The organism is Algibacter amylolyticus, assembly GCF_014202225.1.
Lineage (GTDB): Bacteria > Bacteroidota > Bacteroidia > Flavobacteriales > Flavobacteriaceae > Algibacter_B > Algibacter_B amylolyticus.
In genome coordinates, this window is record NZ_JACHGE010000005.1 from 187,013 (window position 1) to 208,372 (window position 21,360).

15 protein-coding genes and 1 tRNA gene are annotated in these 21,360 nt (G+C 32.9%); 10 read left to right on the top strand and 6 right to left on the bottom strand.

Annotated elements, in window-relative coordinates; all coding sequences use genetic code 11:
* Positions 1–133: 133 nt before the first annotated feature.
* From HNQ90_RS11575 to HNQ90_RS11600, 6 genes are all read right to left on the bottom strand, one after another.
* Positions 134–2,119, bottom strand: a complete 1,986-nt coding sequence (locus tag HNQ90_RS11575; RefSeq protein ID WP_144116160.1) for a T9SS type A sorting domain-containing protein — start codon at positions 2,117–2,119, stop codon at positions 134–136.
* A gap of 174 nt (positions 2,120–2,293) precedes the next feature.
* Entirely contained in the window at positions 2,294–3,061 is a 768-nt protein-coding gene (locus tag HNQ90_RS11580) for a T9SS type A sorting domain-containing protein (protein WP_144116159.1), read from the bottom strand.
* Between the two features lie 84 nt (positions 3,062–3,145).
* Positions 3,146–5,959, bottom strand: coding sequence for a T9SS type A sorting domain-containing protein (locus tag HNQ90_RS11585; protein ID WP_144116158.1), 2,814 nt, complete (start codon positions 5,957–5,959; stop codon positions 3,146–3,148).
* A gap of 394 nt (positions 5,960–6,353) precedes the next feature.
* Entirely contained in the window at positions 6,354–7,523 is a 1,170-nt protein-coding gene (locus HNQ90_RS11590) for a FecR family protein (protein WP_144116157.1), read from the bottom strand.
* Positions 7,524–8,326: 803 nt separating this feature from the next.
* The gene (locus tag HNQ90_RS11595) at positions 8,327–9,586 is read right to left on the bottom strand and encodes a site-specific integrase (RefSeq protein ID WP_144116156.1); all 1,260 of its coding nucleotides are present in this window, start codon (positions 9,584–9,586) and stop codon (positions 8,327–8,329) included.
* A gap of 250 nt (positions 9,587–9,836) precedes the next feature.
* Positions 9,837–9,911 (bottom strand) — tRNA-Pro (locus tag HNQ90_RS11600).
* Between the two features lie 161 nt (positions 9,912–10,072).
* Between HNQ90_RS11600 and udk the strand changes: the two genes are divergently transcribed.
* The 10 genes from udk (at position 10,073) to HNQ90_RS11650 (ending at position 21,330) form a co-directional block, all read left to right on the top strand.
* Complete coding sequence (gene udk, locus HNQ90_RS11605; RefSeq protein ID WP_092847529.1) at positions 10,073–10,678, top strand: uridine kinase; 606 nt, start codon at positions 10,073–10,075, stop codon at positions 10,676–10,678.
* Between the two features lies 1 nt (position 10,679).
* The gene (locus HNQ90_RS11610) at positions 10,680–11,003 is read left to right on the top strand and encodes an FtsB family cell division protein (protein ID WP_144116155.1); all 324 of its coding nucleotides are present in this window, start codon (positions 10,680–10,682) and stop codon (positions 11,001–11,003) included.
* A complete protein-coding gene (locus HNQ90_RS11615) occupies positions 10,996–12,357 on the top strand; it encodes a methylmalonyl-CoA mutase subunit beta (protein WP_144116154.1) in 1,362 nt (453 codons plus the stop codon). Before HNQ90_RS11610 ends, HNQ90_RS11615 begins: the two co-directional genes overlap by 8 nt.
* Position 12,358: 1 nt before the next feature.
* Positions 12,359–13,036 (top strand): hypothetical protein, encoded by a 678-nt coding sequence (locus HNQ90_RS11620; RefSeq protein WP_144116153.1) that lies wholly within the window; start codon positions 12,359–12,361, stop codon positions 13,034–13,036.
* A 6-nt stretch (positions 13,037–13,042) separates the two neighbouring features.
* On the top strand, positions 13,043–15,238 hold the full coding sequence (gene scpA / locus HNQ90_RS11625) for a methylmalonyl-CoA mutase (protein WP_144116152.1): 2,196 nt from the start codon (positions 13,043–13,045) through the stop codon (positions 15,236–15,238).
* 23 nt (positions 15,239–15,261) lie between these two features.
* A complete protein-coding gene (locus tag HNQ90_RS11630; protein ID WP_144116151.1) occupies positions 15,262–16,383 on the top strand; it encodes a helix-turn-helix domain-containing protein in 1,122 nt (373 codons plus the stop codon).
* A 159-nt stretch (positions 16,384–16,542) separates the two neighbouring features.
* Positions 16,543–18,918, top strand: a complete 2,376-nt coding sequence (locus HNQ90_RS11635) for an outer membrane beta-barrel family protein (protein ID WP_144116150.1) — start codon at positions 16,543–16,545, stop codon at positions 18,916–18,918.
* 120 nt (positions 18,919–19,038) lie between these two features.
* Positions 19,039–19,803, top strand: a complete 765-nt coding sequence (locus HNQ90_RS11640; protein WP_144116149.1) for a ParA family protein — start codon at positions 19,039–19,041, stop codon at positions 19,801–19,803.
* Between the two features lie 2 nt (positions 19,804–19,805).
* Positions 19,806–20,720: a ParB/RepB/Spo0J family partition protein gene (locus HNQ90_RS11645; protein WP_144116148.1), complete on the top strand. Its 915-nt coding sequence runs from the start codon at positions 19,806–19,808 to the stop codon at positions 20,718–20,720.
* Positions 20,710–21,330, top strand: a complete 621-nt coding sequence (locus HNQ90_RS11650; protein ID WP_144116257.1) for a DUF5683 domain-containing protein — start codon at positions 20,710–20,712, stop codon at positions 21,328–21,330. Before HNQ90_RS11645 ends, HNQ90_RS11650 begins: the two co-directional genes overlap by 11 nt.
* Positions 21,331–21,360 lie beyond the last annotated feature (30 nt).

The window sequence follows — 21,360 nt, forward strand, 5'->3', positions numbered from 1 at the left end:
TTTGTGTTAGTTATACATTAATTTAACTGATACTCTATTTATTAACAGAAACTATAATCTCACACCGCCAAATGCTAATTCTCGTTTCTTTTTTAAATTTTATATTCTACCTTATTTGAAATGAGATAAAAACCTAATTTTGTTTTATAAATTTAATTGTTTTTAATAAGCCAAAACTTTTAATTGTCAAAAAGTACGTTCCTACTTCTAGTTCTTTGACATCAATTGATTGCTCTTCTAAATTAGTTATGTTTTTTAGTTCTAGGTTTTTTACTTTTTTGCCAAATAATGAATAAATCGTTAATTGAACTTCTCCTTCACTAAGATTATTTAGATTCAAATTAATCTTATCATTTACTGGATTAGAGTAGATTATAAATTCATTAATATCTCTACCTCTACTGGGCATTGATAAATTGTTATCACTCGTTAACGATATAAATAAATCAATTTCTTCTTGATCAAAAGGCGTTCCATCGGTTCGAAACAAATCGTGAAACCAAAGTTCTGGTTCAGGAAATGGATCTCCTGGATTAATAACCTCTCCTCTTTCTCGCTTACCATTTAAACCACCATTTGCATTTGTTCTGCTACTCCATGGCCAAATAGTACCTGTTTTACCAGATACTAGCCCCCAATTTATTGCCCCAGCATTCAAATCTTTTAAAACGGGAAGGATTGCTTGTACAGTACTTCCTTTTTCTCTTGCAAGCCATTCAGTAACTACAACTGGCCTACCACCTTTTTGATAGTTTAAAATTAATGTTCTTACATCTTCTGGTCCTTTATAAGTATGAATTGATTGTAAATCTGAGTTTACCTCATTTATTTTACGATTAGTTCCTCCTATACTTCCAGCAGAATTGGACATAATAGGCTGTGATGGGTTAATTTCTCGTGCCCAAACCCAAGAATTATATACTAACTTATTAGATTTCTCTCTGATGCTTGTATCAGATCCTGCTTCGCCTTCTAAGTCACCGTTTTCGCCACTTCCTCTCCCAGGCTCATTATAAAGTTCCCACATTAAAACTCTAGCATCATCTTTAAAATGTTCTATTGTTTTTTGTACATAGCCTTTTAACTTTGCAACTTCTTCAGGCGTAGCCAATCCATCTGCATATCTTAATGCTAACTCTCTTGCTGGAGAATTGACCCAGCCAGAGTTATGCCATGCAATTACAGGTAAGGGTTGCGGACCTAATTTAGGTTCTGGATAATGGACATCCTCAAAAAACACAAAGAAAGGACGAATTTTATGATTTTGACAAATAGTTAGGAATTGGTCCATACGATCGTATAAACCTTGTTCATCATCTTCCCAAACTAAATCATGCAGATATACACGTAAAGTATTCATACCCATATCTTCTGCCCATCCTAATTCTTTATCAATTGTTACAGGATCCCAAGTAGAGGCCTGCCACATTTCAATTTGATTAATAGCTGTAGCTGGGTTATAATTACACCCTACTAACCACGGTAAATCATCATACCAATCGTTTATTTTTTCTTTAGTCCATTGTCCTGCAACTGGCACTAAATAATCAATCTCTTCATCTACATCTCCTGTAGGTTCCCATACAAAAATGGTGTTTTCATCAGGAGTTACACCAGCCGCATCTATATCTCCATTTGCTTCATCCCATCTTACATAGCCTAAAGCATGTTCTGCTCCGTTTTCAAATTGTACAGGTACTTTAGGCCGTAATCTAAATTCATTGTTCCCTAAATCTATATATGTAAATTGACCATTATCAAGGTTGCCACCAGTTGCCAACAAACTTCTATAACTCTTATTGGTAAAGTATTTAAGATTACTATTTCTGGCTTCATCTTCATATACTTTAGCCTTTAAAAGCACTTTGCCTTCTCCATTAATAGTCCACTTAAAGGCTGAATATTCTGTATCAGGCGTGTCTGACAAAATGGATAATTGATCATTATTATTTGGATCTAATGTCCAATATTTATCGCTTTTTTTAACCTTAATATAGCCATAAGTATTGGCTGTTTGGGCATAAGAATTCAGTCCAAAAATAAAAACGATAACGAAAAATAAAACTCCCGTTTTCACTTTTGTTTTTTTTATTACTTTATCTAAGCTTGAATAATTCATGTGTTAGTTTAGTTATTATTTTATAAAGTTAAGTTTAGTTAGGCTTAACTCGTTTCCATACTGATCCTTAATGCTTCTCTTTATTTTTTAGATTTAAAGTTTATTGGTAAATAAATTTTTTTAAAATAAAACACTAAGATTAAAATGATATTAACCTTAGTGCTTAATAACTTATTATTTAACTAGTAATTTGAAACTTTGCTTTTTACCTGCATGCTCCAAAGCCAAAATGTACATTCCCGAATTTAATGCAGTAATATTGATTTCTTTAGTTCCCTTTGGGAAATCATAATCCAAAGATTTTACTTGCTTACCAAGTAAAGAATATATTTTTAAAGAAAGCTTGCCTTCAATTTTAGAACCAAAATTTAATTTTACAATATCTTGTGCTACTGAAGGATACATTTTGATATCATTACTAATAATATTATCGTTTGTACTTAGTGATGTTACAACTTCCCATGTAAAAGTTTCATCAGTACCTGCTGCCCCTGACACTATACCTGAAGATATTTTTGGAACACTAGCAGTATAAGCTACAACGTAAGTTCCTTGTGGCATTCCATTTATCCCGGTTTTAAATGGTGCTAATTGAAACTCATTATTTGTACCTTTAGTAATTATATACCTTGCATTTCCTAAAGTACCTAAGCCTAATGGAGCATCAAAATTACCACCTCCTGTATAATATCTAAGGTAGTTAGGCGTAAATGCTACAGACTGAAAAGAAACTATAACGTTATTTGGATCAGTATCATCAATAACATTATAAGTAAGAATAGAATTGGTATCAGCCGTACCAGTAATTGATGAAGGACTAGCATCAGCCAGAGTAACGTAATTTCCATCAGATGTTTTGATGTATCCTGTGTCTCCATTAGTTTGCCCAAAGCAAACTATTGTGAAAATTGATAATACCATTGTTAATGTAATTTTTTTCATGTTATTTAAATTTAATTGTTAATAATTCTGCTCTATTTTGAATTTGTTATTTCTATCGGAACCAAGACTAATAATGAACTACAATTAATCTTGTTTTAAGAACTTAAAAAACTGCACTTTACCTGCGTTTTCTATTTTCATGATGTACATACCAGCTTGTAAATTGCCAATATCTATTTCATTTTTACTTGTACTCCCCTTAGATGTTAAATTCTTTTGGCCAACCAATTTCCCTAAAATGGAATATATTTTTAATGAAATTTCTGCCGCTTCTAAACCATTTAAGTCAACATAGATTTTATTATAAGCAGGTATAGGGTATATTTTAATTTCATTATTTAATACATCCTCTTGAATACCTAAGCTAAATTCTGGCACCCAAATAAAAACCGTATTGTCTGTATCTGTTTTACCAGAGGCATCAATATCGCCATTAGCTTCATCCCATCTTACGTACCCAATACCGCTAGTATTGTCTCCAAAAGTTATTGGATCAACTGGTCTAAGTCTAAATTCAAAATTTCCTAAATCTTCAAATGTAAATTGCGCATTTGTTAGATTACCAGCTTCTGCTTTGAGACTTCGGGTACTGTTACTTGTGTAATATTTAAGGTTACTTTTTCTAGAGTCGTCATTTTCATATTCCTTAGCCTTTAATAACACTTTACCAGCATCATTTTCAGTCCATTTAAACGTTGAATAAATGACGTCTGGAGCATCCGATAATGCACTTAATCGGTCTCCATTTTTAGGATCCATTGTCCAAAACTTTCCGTTCTTCTTTACTTTTATGTAGCCATATCCTCCTATGGTTAAATCATCTTCAGGTTCCGGTACATTTTGTTCAGGAAGCTGCGTTGGGTAAACCTTAAACAATCTTGAAGCATGTGGCGGTAAATAGAACGTCCAATTGTCATTACCTTTCAATACATGGAACTCATCTGTCCATAAATTATCAAGCCTTAAATTTGAAGTATTATCTATAATTCTATCAATATCAAAACTTAAAGGAAGTGAGCCCGAAGTATGGTTAAATAAAGCGATATACAAAATGCCAGTACTTTCTTCTTTATAATAAAACACATTTGGTGTTAGTTCACTTGCTAGGTCTAAAGGTTCAAAAGAAACACCTTTATTTAAAACGTTAAATACTTTTGTTTTTGTAAGGTACTTTAGGGCCATATCCCTTCTGTGAGGATCTGTAAAATCATCAGAAGACTGAAAATATCCAGTTATAGCTGCAGCATTGATTTGAGACATGGTAGCTTCTTCATTATCTTCATTTGGATTAAAATCTACATCTCCTGGATCCAAATTATCATAAAGGTTACCATTACCTAACCACCATCCACCTGCTAGAGCATTCAATTCATATTCGATAGTCTCAAATTTATAGCTTGTATCACCTGAAATTCGTCTTGAATGACCATATTGGAATGGAAAATATGGAGAAATAGCTAAGTTTATATGCATTTTACCTTCCAACTTATCAATCAAATTTTTCATTCCAAAATTATAAGCCTGGACCCCTGTTTTTATTTCAGGATTATAAAATTTACCCTCAAAACCACCGTAAAAAGTAAAGTCTAATCTAATAAATTGGTTTCCTTGAACTAGGTGGGTGTTCAAGTTTTTTTCCAATCTTGCTATATTTCCTGGATGAGTGGGGTCAAAAGCATAAACTGTTTTACCCGCATTATTAACAAATTCAACAATATTACCATCATGATCTCTTAAAACAAGTTCTCCAAGAGTATAATTTGAAGTTGCGGCATGAACCACTTGGTCTAAATTATCAATGCTACCACATTTCCAAGTGCCATTATAAGCACCTTTTATTTGATCATTAGCATCCACTTGCTCCCTAAAAGGCTTAAGTGGTTTGTGAATACCTGGAGTATTACCTGCAACAGCAATTACAACTTTTCCCTCCGTATTCTGAAATCCAGTAGGTTGTAATTCTTCTTTAATGAAAACCGGGATAGACGTTAATTCTGTAGTTGGCCAAACATCTGAAGAGTTTTTATTAGCACCATTACCCCAAGTCTTCCAACTAATGATGGTATTCTTATCAAAAGTCAATGAAGCAGCTCTTCCAAGTTTAGGAGTTATACTCCCTATGGTTTTCGCATATTCTTCTAAACCATTTTTATAGTTATCAAAGAAACCGATCATCATAGTTGATGAAGTAATTACTGTGCCGCTTAATTTCCCATGTTCAAGCTCACTGTTTATACTACTCATGGGTGCTCCACACATAACTTCTAAATTAGTTAGTAGGTTATTAACACCTTTAGTCAAAACAGCGCTTCTCCAATTATCATGAGTCAAAGCACCCAAAACAAAACCATTCCTTGAAGCTACATTATGCAAAGTCGTTACATTATAGCTTCTATTATCTCCATTTATACTTGGGTATTCCCAACGTACACCATTGGGCTGGAACCAAGGCATTGACATAGTTCTTATCTCTCCACCAACTCCTAAATCCAAAACATTTGCCCCCTGAGCAACCATAGGTGCCATATAATTAGTTTCAATGGGGGTCACATGTTCTAAAGTCAATCCAAACCGACATTGATTATTATTATCTAACACAAACCATTGTTTCATGGTAGGAAGCCCCAAACCAGTATTTACAATAGTTGTTACAGCTCCTAAAACTTGAACCGTTCTATTGGTATACATTCTACTGGTTACTGAATTTGGAATTTTCACCTCTGCATAAAAATTCATAATTGAAGCATTTCCATTAATATAAGTAGCTTCTCCCGTATCTAGATTGTAAATTATTTCTTGACTTCCTCCTAAGGAAATCGTTGTAGTATTTTGCGAAAAACCTTTTAAACAAAAAGAAAAAAATAATAGGTAAATAAAAGTATATATATATATTTTCATATAAATTATAGATATTAAAAAGAAATTAAAAATTCATTTAGAAGTGAATATAATATTGAACTTGAAACATTCTTAGAGGAAGCTACTACATACAGTAAAGAGTAACTCCCTATAAAAAACTAAACAAACTAAATTCAAACTATATTAATCAAGTATTCATATTGATTTAATAATCAAACCCTTATAACACTTCGTTAAATAAAAATTATTAATAAGAGAAGAGAAATCTTTTATTAATTCTAAAAAGACTAATTCTAGCTAGAGCGTATGCGTGAGAAATAAATAATTTAATTTCCATAAATCTGTAGTGTGTTGGTTAAACATTAGTTTAGTTGATACTCTATAAAAGTGATGAGGGATTCACACCGCCAAATGTTAAGGCCCTATTCCTTTTTTAATTTAATATTACTTTTTTATCTGTAATCTCAAAGTCTTTAATAATTTCGAAATTTTTGATACTATTTAAAATTTCTTCTAAACTTTGACTCTTTCTTAAAACACCGCTGAACATTTCATTTTCGATAGATTTATTTTGAAATTCTACATCAACATCATACCATCTAGATAATATAACCATCATCTCTTTAAGAGATTTCTCATCAAAACTAAACACTCCATCTTTCCATGATATTTGATTATAGACATCAACTGTTTTCACTATTAAATCTTTATTTTCTTTATTTAAATTTAATTGCTGTGATGGTTTTAAGTTACTACTTAAATCATCAACATTGACGACAACTCTACCTTCAACCAACGTTGTATAAACATTAGATTCATCCTTATAAGCCTTTATATTGAATTCAGTACCTATAACTTCGACTATCTGAGATTTATTAACAACCTGAAAACTAGCTCCCTTATGTTTAGAACTAGGAGATACTTCAAAATATCCTTCACCATAAACCAGCTCAACTATTCTAGATTCGCCTTCTTTAAACTTTACTGGGTATTTTAGTTGTGATTCAGAATTTAACCACACTTGAGTCCCATCCGAAAGTTTAACAAAAAATTGCCCACCTCTAGGAATGGTTAGATAATTATATTCTGTTTTTTCGAAATCTGACTCGCTTGCTTCATAAATAATTTTCACCCCATCACTATTTGCATTTTGTGTTTGAAGAAAGGTCCCCTCCTCTAGAGCAACCTGTTCTCCGTTAGCGAGCGTAAGAGTTGCTTTATCTGAACCTGGCTCAACAACTTTATGAACAATTACAGGAGTATTCTCTTCAACATCGCCCAAATGCATATTATCTTTAAATAAATATGCAAAAACCATCATTCCGACCAAAATAGCTGCAGCCGTATATTTATACACTGATTGGTTCCTTAATTTATATAAGAACGATTTTTCTTTACGTACTACCATAAGAAGCTGTATCAATAATTTTTCTGTATCCGGATTATTGACACTGTAGTTAATTACATAATGTGTTTTTACAAAGTCTTTAAACAACTCTATATTACTCGGAATCTTAATCCATCTAGAAAGCACATCCAAATCATTCGCAGATGCCGATTTCGTTAAATACTTTACTATTATTTTTTCTATCTTTGGAGACATTCCTTTATACTTCTTTTATATATTACAATACAAAATTTAAAAACCCTTGCTTTTTTTAAAAATATTTTTTAATTTATTGGATATGGCTTTAAAAAGCCCGAATTACTTTGTGCAAAGAAAAAAAGGGACCAATTTGGCATATCTTAAAAAACTATTATCTTCAATAGATCTATTAAACAATTAAAACCTAAAAAATTAATAACTTTTTCTGATTCCCCCATCTGGATAATTTTACATAAAATTTGATTGCAACAAAACTATTATGGTAATAGGATTGTATTCATTATAATTTTTGATGGATCTGTGTTGGATTACTATTACCTGTTATATTTTGAACCTTCTATTCTCTTAAATTCAATAATTAAATTGGTGAATTTTTTATTATCTATGGCTTATAATTCAAAACTCGGAGGTCGAAAAAGATTCAATGAGCAAAAATTATCCATAGTAGAGCAAAATAATAATGTTTGATATCAATTATATTTAAAACTAATCAATAAAAATAGTGAAATGTTGTATCTATCCTGTACCTAAGTAAAAAAAGAGAAGTTTTTTTTACAAAAAAAAACCGAAGAAAAACTTCGGCTTTGTACAGACGTAGAAACTCGAACTCCCACACATTGCTGCACCAAATCCTAAGTCTAGCGTGTCTAACAATTCCTCCACACATCAATAAAATTAGAAGTTAAGCGAACTTGAGCCTAAAATACATGTTTCTCATTTTAGGTTTATGTTCAAGACTTTTTTAATGAAGCGCTTTTACCGAAATAAAGTGTATACAAAATGTAATGGAAAAATAAGGTCTATAAACTTTGATACACCTTCTCTGAATCGTTTTTTGCCTTCAAAAACTGTTCTCTTAATTTTTTCATATCATCACTCACTTTTCGCTCAATAACCTTAGCGTAAATTTGTGTAGTTGATATTCTAGAATGTCCTAATAATTTTGAGACTGTTTCTATAGGCATACCATTACTCAATGTTACCGTGGTGGCAAAGGTGTGTCTAGCAATATGGAATGTTAAATTCTTTTTGATACGACATAAATCAGCTATTTCCTTTAGGTAGGCATTCAATTTTTGGTTTGAGATTTTTGGAAACAAACTTTCTTGAATCTTTGACTTGTTTTTACTTTTATACTTTTCTATGATTTCCAATGCCTGTGGCAATAACGGGATTCTTATAAACTTAGTTGTTTTCTCTCGTTTATAGTAAATCCATAATTCGCCGTCAATTCCTATGCTAATATTATCTTCAGTTAAACTAATGACATCTATATAACTCAAACTAGTATAGCAACTGAACACGAACAGATCTTTGACCAATTGCAACCGCTCAATCGTAAATTGCTTCTCTTCTACTGCTCTCAATTCTTGCAAACTCAAAAAACCTCGCTCTATTTTTATAAATTGAGCTTTGAAATTTATAAAGGGGTCTTTGTCAATCCATCCCAGCTTAAATGCTAAATTCATCAATTTTCTGAAACGCTCTATATGTTTCATCACCGTATTATTACCCATAGGTTTTTGGTGGTCCTTAGGAGTATGTCCTTTTAAATATTTTTCAAACTTAATTATGAAGTTATAGTCAAGTTCTTTCAAATAGATGTCAGTGGTCTTATACGTTTTTAATAGAAATTTTGACACATACTTTTGGGTGGTATAGTAATTTTTTTGAGTGCCCCATTTTAATTTATCCTGCATATCCTCATTATGATACTTAATAATATCAATAACCGAGTGATTTTGCTCATCTTCTCCTAAATACCTTGCTTTTATAACCTGGGAGGTTATAAGCTTATGTTCTAGCTTTAATTCTTGATAGCATTTAAAAATACTACTGTTTACTTCTTCTAAATAGTTGTTAAGTATTCTGGCGTTCTGGTTAGTGCCTCTAGATCTTCCCTTATGGGCATCCCAATCGGTTACGGAAACTTTTCGTTTTAAACTGATTGTTGCACGTTTGCCATTTACTGTAATCCTTACATAAATGGAAGCTTGGTTTGCTTTTGCTCTGGAAAAATCTGCCCAGAACAAAATACTGAAAGTTGCTGTTGTTCTCATGATTTCGTCTTTTTGTTAATACTTATTTAGTACCAGACGAAAGTCAAATCACTTTAAAGATACATTTATTCTATCAACTAATCATTGAATTTTAACAATTCGGTCAACACTTTTACTAAAATCGATTTGTTATCCGATTTGTTGACTTTTTCAACTGCATTATTTACATTCATATGACACCGTTAAAAACACAAAAACCTGTAAATCATAAGATTAACAGGTTTTTGATATAGATTGATATACTATTTTGTCGGGGTGGCAGGATTCGAACCTGCGACCTCCGCGTCCCAAACGCGGCGCGATAACCGGGCTACGCTACACCCCGAATTGGTTATCCTATTTTTAAGGACTGCAAATATATAGTTTTCTTTGAGATATAAAATCTTTTTTTAATTCTTTTTTACTTTTTAAAAATAATTTTCTTGATAAATTTTTTACAAAGAATTAATCTTAAATTTGTTTCATTAAAAAAGTAAAATAATCTTTATGCTAATTATTGGAATTGCAGGTGGTACAGGCTGCGGAAAAACAACTGTAGTAAATCAAATATTAAACGAACTTCCAGAAGGCGAAGTGGGTATACTATGGCAAGATTCGTACTATAAAGACACCTCACATTTATCCTACGACGAGCGTATAAAAATTAATTTTGACCACCCCAGATCTATAGATTTCGATTTAATTGTAGCGCATTTAAAAGATTTAAAAAACAACAAGCCTATAGAGCAACCCGTCTATTCGTTTGTAAAACACAACAGAACTGGCGATGCTATATTAACGCATCCTAGAAAGGTAATGATTGTAGAAGGTATTTTAATACTTGCCAACCCAGAGTTAAGAGATATGTTCGATATTAAAATATTTGTTCATGCCGATAGTGATGAGCGCTTAATAAGACGATTAAAACGCGACATAAAAGAAAGAGGACGCGATTTAGACGAGGTTTTAAACCGCTACCAAACCACCTTAAAACCAATGCACAATCAGTTTATTGAGCCTACTAAGGAATATGCAGATATTATTATCCCAACCAACAAGCACAATACAGTAGCTATAGATATAGTTAGAACCATAATAAACGATAAACTATAACATGGCACTTCCAAAAAGCAAATATTTAAAGCCTTTTAAAAATATATTCATACTAATATTAGTTGTATTTGTAGTTTGGATGTTGTTTTTTGATGCCAACTCGTGGTTAATTCATCATGAATTAAATACAGAAATTGAAGATTTAGAAAACGAAAAAAGCTATTATAAGAAAGAAATAGAAAAGGACGAGAAGGATTTAAAAAAGATAAGCACCGATGAAGGTTTAGAAAAATTTGCTAGAGAAGAGTACTATATGAAACGTGATAATGAAGAAATTTACATTATTGAGTACGAAGACAGCTTAAAAACTACAGATAATGACTAAAAACTTGTTTGATGGTTTCAATTCGGTTTCTGCTAAACAATGGAAACAAAAAATTCAGTTCGATTTAAAAGGAGCTGACTACAACGATACGCTTATTTGGAAAACAAATGAAGACATCGATGTAAAGCCCTTTTATCATGCCGGTGATTTTGAAAAACTACCAAACATATCTAACACCAAAGCAACCCAATGGAAAATTTGTCAAACCATTTATGTTGCCGATATTGAAAAGTCAAATTTAAACGCTATTCGTAGTATTGAAGGCGGTGTAGAACAAATTAATTTCATTATAGCATCAGATGCTGTTTCAATTAAAAATTTAATACAGAATATTAAATTAGATGCCGTAACCCTTCAATTTGAATTACTATTTCTATCTGAAGCCTACACAACACAATTACAAAACCTAGTACCAAAAGCAAAAATAAAACTAGATTGCATTGGTCAATTAGCTAAAACAGGTAATTGGTTTAAAAATTTAAAAGACGATTTAAAAACCTCTGAAAGCCTAATTAGCACCACCAAAGCACTTCATATAAATGGTTCGCTTTACCAAAATGCAGGTGCCACCATGGTGCAGGAACTGGCTTATACCCTAGCCCACACAAACGAATATTTAAATAGTTTAGAGGCCTCTAAAAGTGATTTATCTTCGCTTAGCGTAACATTTCATGTATCCGTTGGCACAAATTACTTTTTTGAAATCGCAAAACTGAGAGCACTAAGGGTGCTATGGAAAACCTTAGCATCAGAATATCAAATTAATTTAGATTGCTCTATTGAAGTAACTCCAACAAAGCGCAATAAAACGATATACGATTACAACACAAACATGCTGCGCACCACGACTGAAAGTATGAGTGCGGTATTAGGTGGCGCAAATGCTATTTGCAACTTACCGTATGATTATGTGTACCATAAAAGCAATGAATTTGCCCAACGCATAGCAAGGAACCAACTATTAATTTTGAAGAACGAAAGTTATTTTGATAAAGTTAATAATCCTTCAGATGGATCATATTACATTGAAAGTTTAACCGAACAACTCTCTGAAAAAGCCTTGGAGTTATTCAAAAACATTGAAGCTACTGGTGGTTTTTTAAAACAATTAAAACTAGGCACTATTCAACGAAAAATAAAAGAAAGTGCAGCAAAAGAGCAAGCGCAATTTGATAACGGAGATATTATACTATTAGGCACAAATAAACACCCTAATGCTATGGATAAAATGAAAAACGAGTTAGAACTTTATCCTTTTGTTAAAATAAAACCTAGAAAAACGCTTATTGAACCCATTATAGAAAATAGATTATCAGAACATTTAGAAAAAAACCGATTAAAAAATGAAAATTAAAATGAAATCAAAAATCACCACCCTAACATTTTTATTAGTTATAACGTTATTCAGCTGTAATCAAGGAAGTCAATTTTCAGACTTTAAATATGCCGATAAACCTGCAACCATTACTTGCGAAGGCGTAAATTTAAAATTATTAAACGAAGCACTTTATAGTTTTGAAGATGATATTGCCAAGCATTACAATAAAGGCAATGGAACTCCTAGGTTAGATCAGGCCTATTCGCAAATAATAAGAAATTCCATTTATGGCAGATTAAAAATAGAAGATATCGCATCAAAACATACTGTTGCTGTTTTTGAAGCATTAAAAAAGGAAGAAGATCTTTGGGATGCTAACAACATAAAAAGCCACTTAAACTATAAAAGCAAAGTACTTAACTGCATTTCTAGCTCTATTAAAGATGCAAGTTTAAAAACAACCCTAAATGCACTTATATCAACAAATAGTATGGCTCCAAAATTATTTGGACCTGCTATAGTTAACAAATCTAGAAACGCATTAAGCGATAAAAATTTAGCGATGTACATCACACTAGATTTATTTTACGCAAAAATGTTCGACATCGATTTTAGTAAAGTAAATTTGGAAAAACCTGAGAAAAAAGTAGATTTCAACGCAGTACCTGCAACAGAAAAACCAGTAGCAGATCCGCATGCTGGACATAACCACTAAACAGTAATGAGCAGAAAAAATCTTCAACATATCAAAATTAATTCGGAAATTGAAAATCAAGAGGCTACGCCTTCAACTTTTCAAACAGCCGAAACTATTGATGTGAAATCAACTTACACCAAAGCTGATATTGAAGATTTACAACATTTAAATTTTGTGGCAGGAATTGAACCGTATCTTCGAGGGCCTTACAGCACCATGTATGTTAAAAGGCCCTGGACGATACGCCAATATGCTGGATTTTCAACCGCTGAAGAAAGCAATGCCTTTTACAGAAGAAATTTAGCCGCCGGACAAAAAGGCTTATCCGTTGCTTTCGATTTGGCAACCCACAGAGGCTACGACTCAGACCACGAACGCGTTGTTGGCGATGTTGGTAAGGCAGGAGTAGCAATCGATTCGGTTGAGGACATGAAAATACTCTTCGACAAAATACCGTTAGATAAAATGTCGGTTTCTATGACCATGAATGGCGCCGTACTACCTATTATGGCATTTTATATTGTGGCTGCCGAAGAGCAAGGTGTAAAACCAGAACATTTAGCGGGCACCATTCAAAATGATATATTAAAGGAGTTTATGGTGCGTAACACCTACATCTACCCACCTGCACCTTCCATGGAAATTATTTCGGATATATTTAAGTATACCAGTAAATTCATGCCTAAATTTAATAGCATTAGTATTTCTGGCTACCACATGCAAGAAGCTGGAGCGACCTGCGATATTGAATTGGCTTATACACTAGCCGATGGCTTAGAGTATATTCGTAAAGGATTAGCTGCCGGAATGGATATTGACACCTTTGCCCCTAGATTATCATTTTTCTGGGCCATTGGGTTAAACCATTTTATGGAAATTGCTAAAATGCGCGCTGCACGAATGCTTTGGGCTAAATTGCTAAAACAATTTAATCCTAAAGACCAAAAATCTTTAAAACTGCGTACCCATTGCCAAACGTCTGGATGGAGTTTAACCGAACAAGACCCGTTTAACAATGTGGCACGAACAACTATTGAAGCTGCCGCAGCTGTATTTGGTGGCACGCAATCGCTACATACCAATGCTTTAGATGAAGCTATTGCTTTACCCACCGATTTTTCGGCAAGAATAGCAAGAAACACACAACTATTTTTGCTTGAAGAAACTAATATTACAAAAACAGTTGATCCTTGGGCTGGTAGTTATTACGTTGAAAAACTAACCCATGATATCGCCCATAAAGCATGGACTTTAATTGAAGAAATTGAAGCCCTTGGTGGGATGACTAAGGCTATTGAAGCCGGTATTCCTAAAATTAGAATTGAAGAAGCTGCCGCTAGAAAGCAAGCCAGAATAGATTCTAATCAAGATATTATTGTTGGTGTAAACAAATATGTACTTGAAGAAGAAGCACCAATTACAACACTTGAAGTCGATAACCAAACCGTTAGAAACTCGCAAATAGAGCGATTAACTAAGATTAAAGCCGAAAGAAACCCAGAAAAAGTTAAAGCGGCCTTATCAAAATTAACCGAAGCTGCAAAATTTTCGTTAAATTCGGAACATAGAAATGCCAATAAAAATCAAGAATCAGCATCAATAGATGGCAATCTAGATGAAAATCACAACTTATTAGCACTTGCAATTATAGCTGCTCGCGAACGTGCAACCTTAGGTGAAATTAGTGATGCCTTAGAGGTAGAATTCGGGCGACATAAAGCACAAATAAAATCATTTTCTGGTGTGTATAGTAAAGAAATAAAAGACGATAAATCCTTTAAAAAAGCTCAAGAACTAGCCGATGTTTTTGCTGAGCAAGATGGCAGGCGCCCTCGTATTTTGATAGCAAAAATGGGACAAGATGGTCATGATCGTGGTGCAAAAGTGGTTGCTACAGGTTATGCCGATGTGGGTTTCGATGTGGATATTAGCCCTTTATTTCAAACACCAAAAGAAGTTGCCAAACAAGCCGTTGAAAACGATGTGCATATTTTAGGCATTTCATCGTTAGCAGCAGGACATAAAACACTTGTACCGCAAGTTATTCAAGAACTTAAAAACTACGGTCGCGAAGATATTATGGTTATTGTTGGTGGCGTTGTGCCTAAACAAGATTATCAGTTTTTATTTGATGCCGGAACAGTAGCTGTTTTTGGACCAGGAACAAAAATTAGTGAGACTGCCATTCAGGTTTTAGAAATTTTAATTGATGAGGAATAAACCTTTTAATTCCCCACAATCAAATGGATAACTCAGCTATAATTAGTATTACAAGCCTAATCATAGTGGCACTGTTTTCACTTTTTTCTACATTTCTACTTACTGTAAAAACGTCTAAAAAACTTAGCAACCAACTACTCGCTGCATTCTTAATTGTAACAGCTATAGATATTAGCGTATTTTTTTATCATAATTTTATTGAATTCCCGCATGCAATAGAAATGTTGAGGATGCAAATTTCGAGCTTTAAGGACCCCTTGCTATTTCTATATATCCTTTCGGTATTATATTCCGATTTTAAGCTAAGGCCAAAGCACCTCGTATTACTACTGCCATGGGTAATTACCATTCTAATACTTATTCCAAATTTCTTTTTAGTTTCTGAAAAAGCACAAATTCAGTTTCGAATAAACTATACTGAATCTTTTGAAGGGCAATTTATAATTGGAATGAATCGCTTTGTTGAAGTACTTTATATTATAGCCGAAATATATTATTTACTAAGATACCGAAAACTACTCTTAGAAAATTACACCAGTAAAGATGCTTTTTATAATTACCATTGGGTAAAGCAGCTCATTATCTTTATTCTAGTTGGTCAATTACTTACATTTATCAAAGGATACATTCGAGACTCTGGAGATTTTGATGTAGAATTCGTAAACATTTTTAGAATCATTCTACTAGCTTTTGGTTTGTTTTTTAGCTTTTGGTTAGTGTTTAAAGCGCTGTTATCTCCCAAACTTTTCAGAGGTATTGCTGTTGATCTACGCTTATCTAAAGAAATGATTTCTGAAAAGCCGAACGAATTCACTAATCAAATTGAAAGTATTAGATCTTATATGTTAAAGGAAGAACCTTTTTTAGATGCTTCACTAACTGTAAAAAGTCTTTCAGAAAAAATTGATATTCCACATAGAGAGTTATCTATTATAATAAACCAAGAACTGGGTCAACACTTTTTCGATTTCATTAATAAATATCGCATTGAAAAAGCCATGTCAATTTTAAAAGACCCTGCAAAAAAGAAACATACCGTTCTCGAAATTTTGTACGAAGTTGGTTTTAACTCAAAATCTTCATTTAATACGGCGTTTAAAAAACATACCGGAAAAACACCAACAGCCTTCCGTAAAAACCAATAAACACAGAGGCTTGTAAAAAGCCGAACGTTTTAATTAAGAAAGTCGAACGCATTTTATTTTTAGAAATACGTTCGACTTTTTGCATTCGGTCGTGTAAGGTTTCATTCGGTTAGATATTTGTTCCAGATAAAAAAAATCAATCTTAAAACCAACAATCTTATGAAACATGTATTTACTTTAATTCTACTAACACTTCCAACATTACTTATAGCACAAATTAGTATTACAGGAAAAATCACAAATCAATCTCAACCCATAGTTTGGGCAAATGTGGCGTTAACGGATTTGGATGGCTACAATAATACAGGAAGCATAACCGATGATAATGGAGTATTCCATTTAAAAACAGCACCAGGAACTTACTATCTACATATTAGTTTTATTGGTTACACCAGTTTTAAAAAAGAAATAATCGTAAAAACTGAATTAAACCTAGGTGAAATTGAATTAAAAGCAAACCAAACACTCGATGAAATTGTTATAACACACCAAAAGAAACTTATAGAACAAAAGCCAGATCGTATGATTTTTAATGTTGAAAACAGCACAACAGTAATAGGTGGCGATGCTTTAGATGCCTTACGCATTGCACCAGGTTTAAGCGTACAAAATAACGGTATTAATTTACTGGGCAGAGGCGCATCTAGAGTCATGGTGAACCATCGATTATTACAACTTTCCGGCGAAGATTTAGTGAGCTATTTAAACACTATAGCTGCGGGCGATATTAAAAAGATTGAAGTCATAACAACACCTCCCGCAAAATATGAAGCTGCTGGAAATGGTGGACTTATTAATATTATTTTAAAAAAAGGACAAGTCGATTCTTGGAAAAACACCCTCGCGTTTGCAGATAATATAAACACCTATAATTTTGCAACCCTTAGAAACAGTTTACTATACAACAAAAATAAGGTTAGCCTATCGTTTAATGTGAACGGAACCAAAGGTAGTTCTAGAAACATAGAAGATTTTCAGGTGTATTACCCAACGAGTAATTGGGATATCGATATAAATTCAAAAGAAAAGAAAGATAATTTATCAGGGCAATTGCTTTTGGATTATGAGGTAACCGAAAGCACAACCATTGGCATTCAATATTTAGGAAACTCCAAAACGCCAAATATGTCCGACCGAAGTGTTTCTAGAATTTTTAATGAACAAAACACATTAGACTCATTACTTATTAACAACGGCAATAATCAATCTAAAGTAAATAGCCATTTAATAAATGTACATGCCAATACTAAATTAGATAGTTTAGGAAAAAGTATTTCTTTCGATGTCGATTATTTCACGTACCAATCCAACCAAAACAGAAATTTTATTACCAATAGTTTTTCAGCTAACAATGAGTTTCAAAATATTAATGCTGCAGCCAATAACTTTACAGATTTAAACATTGAAAACTTCAGTGCAAAAACAGATATGGAGCATCCAACAACCTTTATTAATCTATCTTATGGCGCCAAAATTAGTAGCATTAAAAACCATAGCGATATTCAGTTTTTTAATACCATTTCTGGAACTCCCGTTTATGACACTAACATTTCCAACACTTTTAAATACGAAGAAAACAATCAAGCCATTTACATAAGCGGATTAAAAAAACTAAATGAAAAATGGGACATCCAATTGGGTTTTAGACTAGAACATACAAGAACTAAAGGACACTCTGTACAACTAAACGAAACCAATAGCAATAATTATACAAAACTATTTCCATCGCTATACGCTAGCTATAGTAAAAATGAAAACAATAGTTTTTCTATAAGTTATGGTAAACGTATAGAGCGCCCACGTTTTAGCGATTTAAATCCTTTTAGATCTGTAATTAGTAGTAACACCTTCAGTTTAGGAAATCCATTTTTAAGACCTTCATTTGTAGATAGTTTTGAGTTTAAACATACCTATAAAAATAAATATACTACCAATGCATTTTTAAGTATTAAACATGATGGAGCTAGCGTTATTTTTACTTCCGATGTTGAAAACAGCACACAAATTGTAACGCGTTCAAATTTCTTCAAACAGCATATGTTTGGCATTGGAGAAAGCTTTTTATTCGATATGTTTTCTTGGTGGCAAAGTCAAAACAGTTTTAATGTAATTGGATCGAAAACAGAATTTACACAAAATATTGGGGCGAAACCTAAAAACGGATTCATGTTTAGCGCAAACTCTAGCAATTCATTTACCATAAATGATTCTACTAAATTACAACTAGATGCGACTTACAGCTCACCTTTTAAAGCCGGTTTATTTAGCGTAGGAAGCACGTCTAGTATAGATTTAGGAATGAGTAAGACGTTTTTAGACAAAAACTTACAAGTGGCTATTCTCGTTAAAGATATTTTCAATAGCTCTAGCTTAAACCAATTAGAATCTACGGTTAATAACGTTAAGCAAGTATATGGACAAAATGATAACAATCGATATATAAGACTAACCGCGAGCTACCGTTTTGGTAATAAAAAGATTAGCGAAAAAAGAAGAAACTTTGGTAATGAAGAAGAGCGCCGAAGAACTAATTAACAAATCGGTTTTAATCTATATAAACTAAGCGGTTCCTGCTATTCAAATAATGTTAACAAATTCCGCTTTTATTCCTCGTAAATAATTGTATTTTTACAGCTAATAAAACCAAATCATTTAATGGGTAAAATCATAGCAATTGCTAATCAAAAAGGCGGTGTTGGAAAAACAACAACCTCAATAAATTTAGCAGCTTCACTAGGTGTTCTAGAGAAGAAAGTATTACTTATAGATGCTGACCCTCAAGCAAATGCAACTTCTGGAATTGGAATTGATGTAGAATCTGTAGACATTGGAACCTATCAACTTTTAGAGCATTCTCATTCTGCAAAAGAAGCTATTGTAAAAACAGAAACACCGAATTTAGATATTATTCCGGCGCATATTGACTTAGTTGCAATTGAAATTGAACTAGTTGATAAGGATGAACGCGAATATATGCTTAAAAAAGCGTTACAAGAGATAAAGGATGATTATGATTATATCATCATTGATTGTGCGCCATCATTAGGTTTATTAACCTTAAACGCATTAACATCGGCCGATGCTGTAATTATTCCTATTCAATGTGAATATTTTGCACTAGAAGGTTTAGGAAAGTTATTAAACACAATAAAAAGTGTTCAAAAAATTCATAATGCCAACTTAGATATTGAAGGCTTATTGTTAACCATGTACGATTCGCGCTTAAGACTATCAAATCAAGTTGTTGAAGAGGTTCAAAAACACTTTAACGACATGGTGTTTAAAACCATCATTCAAAGAAACGTAAGACTAAGTGAGGCACCAAGTTATGGCGAAAGTATAATTAATTACGATGCCAGTAGTAAAGGTGCTAACAATTACTTAAGTTTGGCAAAAGAAGTCATTAATAAAAACGCTTAATTATGGCTAAGGCAATTAAAAAACAGGCTTTAGGTAGAGGTTTATCGGCCCTATTGAAAGACCCAAGTAACGATATTCAATCTGCTCAAGATACCAACGCCGATAAGGTTATTGGTAACATTGTAGAGTTAGATTTAGATTTTATTGAAGTTAACCCGTTTCAGCCTCGTACTAACTTTAGTGAAGAATCGCTTCGCGAACTTGCATCTTCCATTAAAGAATTGGGCATTATACAGCCCATTACCGTTAGAAAATTAGGCTTAAACAAATACCAATTAGTTTCTGGAGAACGTCGTTTTAGAGCTTCAAAATCATTAAACTTAGAAACTATTCCTGCCTATGTTAGGATTGCTAACGACCAAGAATCATTGGAAATGGCACTGGTTGAAAACATTCAGCGTCAAGACTTAGATCCTATTGAAATTGCTTTATCGTACCAACGTTTAATTGACGAAATCAATTTAACACAAGAGCAAATGAGCGAGCGCGTAGGTAAAAAACGATCTACTATAGCCAATTATTTGCGTTTATTAAAACTAGACCCAATTATTCAAACCGGTATGCGCGATGGTTTTATTTCTATGGGTCATGGTCGTGCATTAATTGCTATTGAAGACCAAAGTGATCAATTAGATATTTACGAAAACATACTATCCAATAAACTTTCAGTTAGAGAAACCGAAAACTTTATTCGCGATTTTAATTCTGATAGTCCAATAAAAAACACCGAAAAAAAGACGGAAGAAGACGATATGCCAAAGTTTGTTAAAAAAGGCATGACGGCATTTTCTGAATACTTTGGACATAAAATTGACGTTAAAGTTTCTAAGAATGGTAAAGGGAAAATTACAATTCCGTTTCATTCTGAAGAAGATTTTAACCGTATAAAAAAATTAGTTCAAGGTGATTCCAAATAAAATCCTAATAACAGGAATAGTATCATGCTTACTTTGTTTTGCCACTTTTGCACAAGACAAGAAAAAGGAGAAAGAAGAAAAAGTACTTCCTAAAGAAGTGGTTGTGGACTCCATCGTTAAAGTTAGCGATCCTATTAATCCGCTTTCGCCTGCCAAAGCAGCATTCTATTCTGCAATTTTACCTGGTTTAGGTCAAGCTTACAATAAAAAATACTGGAAAATCCCACTTGTTTATGGTGCCATAGGTACGGGGGTATACTTCTACATTACTAACAACAAAGAATATAATAGATATAGAGATGCTTATAAAAGCAGACTCGCCGGCTTTACTAACGATGAGTTTTATTTGGACTCTGCTGGTAATCAATTAACAACTCCAAGACTATCTACCGATAAACTTGAAGACGCTCAAGAATTTTATCGTCGTAACAAAGAAATTTCACTTTTAGTAACGCTTGGGCTTTATGCCCTAAATATTATTGATGCCAATGTAGACGCGCATTTATTGCAGTATAACATTGATGAAAACCTATCTTTAGCGCCGCATTATAAATTCAATGAATTTGATGCGAAAAGTAATTTCGGACTAACTTTAAACTTTAATTTTTAACCCTTAATTGGGATTTTATAAACAATACAT

What these genes read in the sequence shown, in the direction of transcription:
- HNQ90_RS11575 (WP_144116160.1), bottom strand. Translation starts at nt 2,119, where the DNA reads ATGAATTATTCAAGCTTAGATAAAGTAATAAAAAAAACAAAAGTGAAA.
- HNQ90_RS11580 (WP_144116159.1), bottom strand. Translation starts at nt 3,061, where the DNA reads ATGAAAAAAATTACATTAACAATGGTATTATCAATTTTCACAATAGTT.
- HNQ90_RS11585 (WP_144116158.1), bottom strand. Translation starts at nt 5,959, where the DNA reads ATGAAAATATATATATATACTTTTATTTACCTATTATTTTTTTCTTTT.
- HNQ90_RS11590 (WP_144116157.1), bottom strand. Translation starts at nt 7,523, where the DNA reads ATGTCTCCAAAGATAGAAAAAATAATAGTAAAGTATTTAACGAAATCG.
- HNQ90_RS11595 (WP_144116156.1), bottom strand. Translation starts at nt 9,586, where the DNA reads ATGAGAACAACAGCAACTTTCAGTATTTTGTTCTGGGCAGATTTTTCC.
- udk (WP_092847529.1), top strand. Translation starts at nt 10,073, where the DNA reads ATGCTAATTATTGGAATTGCAGGTGGTACAGGCTGCGGAAAAACAACT.
- HNQ90_RS11610 (WP_144116155.1), top strand. Translation starts at nt 10,680, where the DNA reads ATGGCACTTCCAAAAAGCAAATATTTAAAGCCTTTTAAAAATATATTC.
- HNQ90_RS11615 (WP_144116154.1), top strand. Translation starts at nt 10,996, where the DNA reads ATGACTAAAAACTTGTTTGATGGTTTCAATTCGGTTTCTGCTAAACAA.
- HNQ90_RS11620 (WP_144116153.1), top strand. Translation starts at nt 12,359, where the DNA reads ATGAAATCAAAAATCACCACCCTAACATTTTTATTAGTTATAACGTTA.
- scpA (WP_144116152.1), top strand. Translation starts at nt 13,043, where the DNA reads ATGAGCAGAAAAAATCTTCAACATATCAAAATTAATTCGGAAATTGAA.
- HNQ90_RS11630 (WP_144116151.1), top strand. Translation starts at nt 15,262, where the DNA reads ATGGATAACTCAGCTATAATTAGTATTACAAGCCTAATCATAGTGGCA.
- HNQ90_RS11635 (WP_144116150.1), top strand. Translation starts at nt 16,543, where the DNA reads ATGAAACATGTATTTACTTTAATTCTACTAACACTTCCAACATTACTT.
- HNQ90_RS11640 (WP_144116149.1), top strand. Translation starts at nt 19,039, where the DNA reads ATGGGTAAAATCATAGCAATTGCTAATCAAAAAGGCGGTGTTGGAAAA.
- HNQ90_RS11645 (WP_144116148.1), top strand. Translation starts at nt 19,806, where the DNA reads ATGGCTAAGGCAATTAAAAAACAGGCTTTAGGTAGAGGTTTATCGGCC.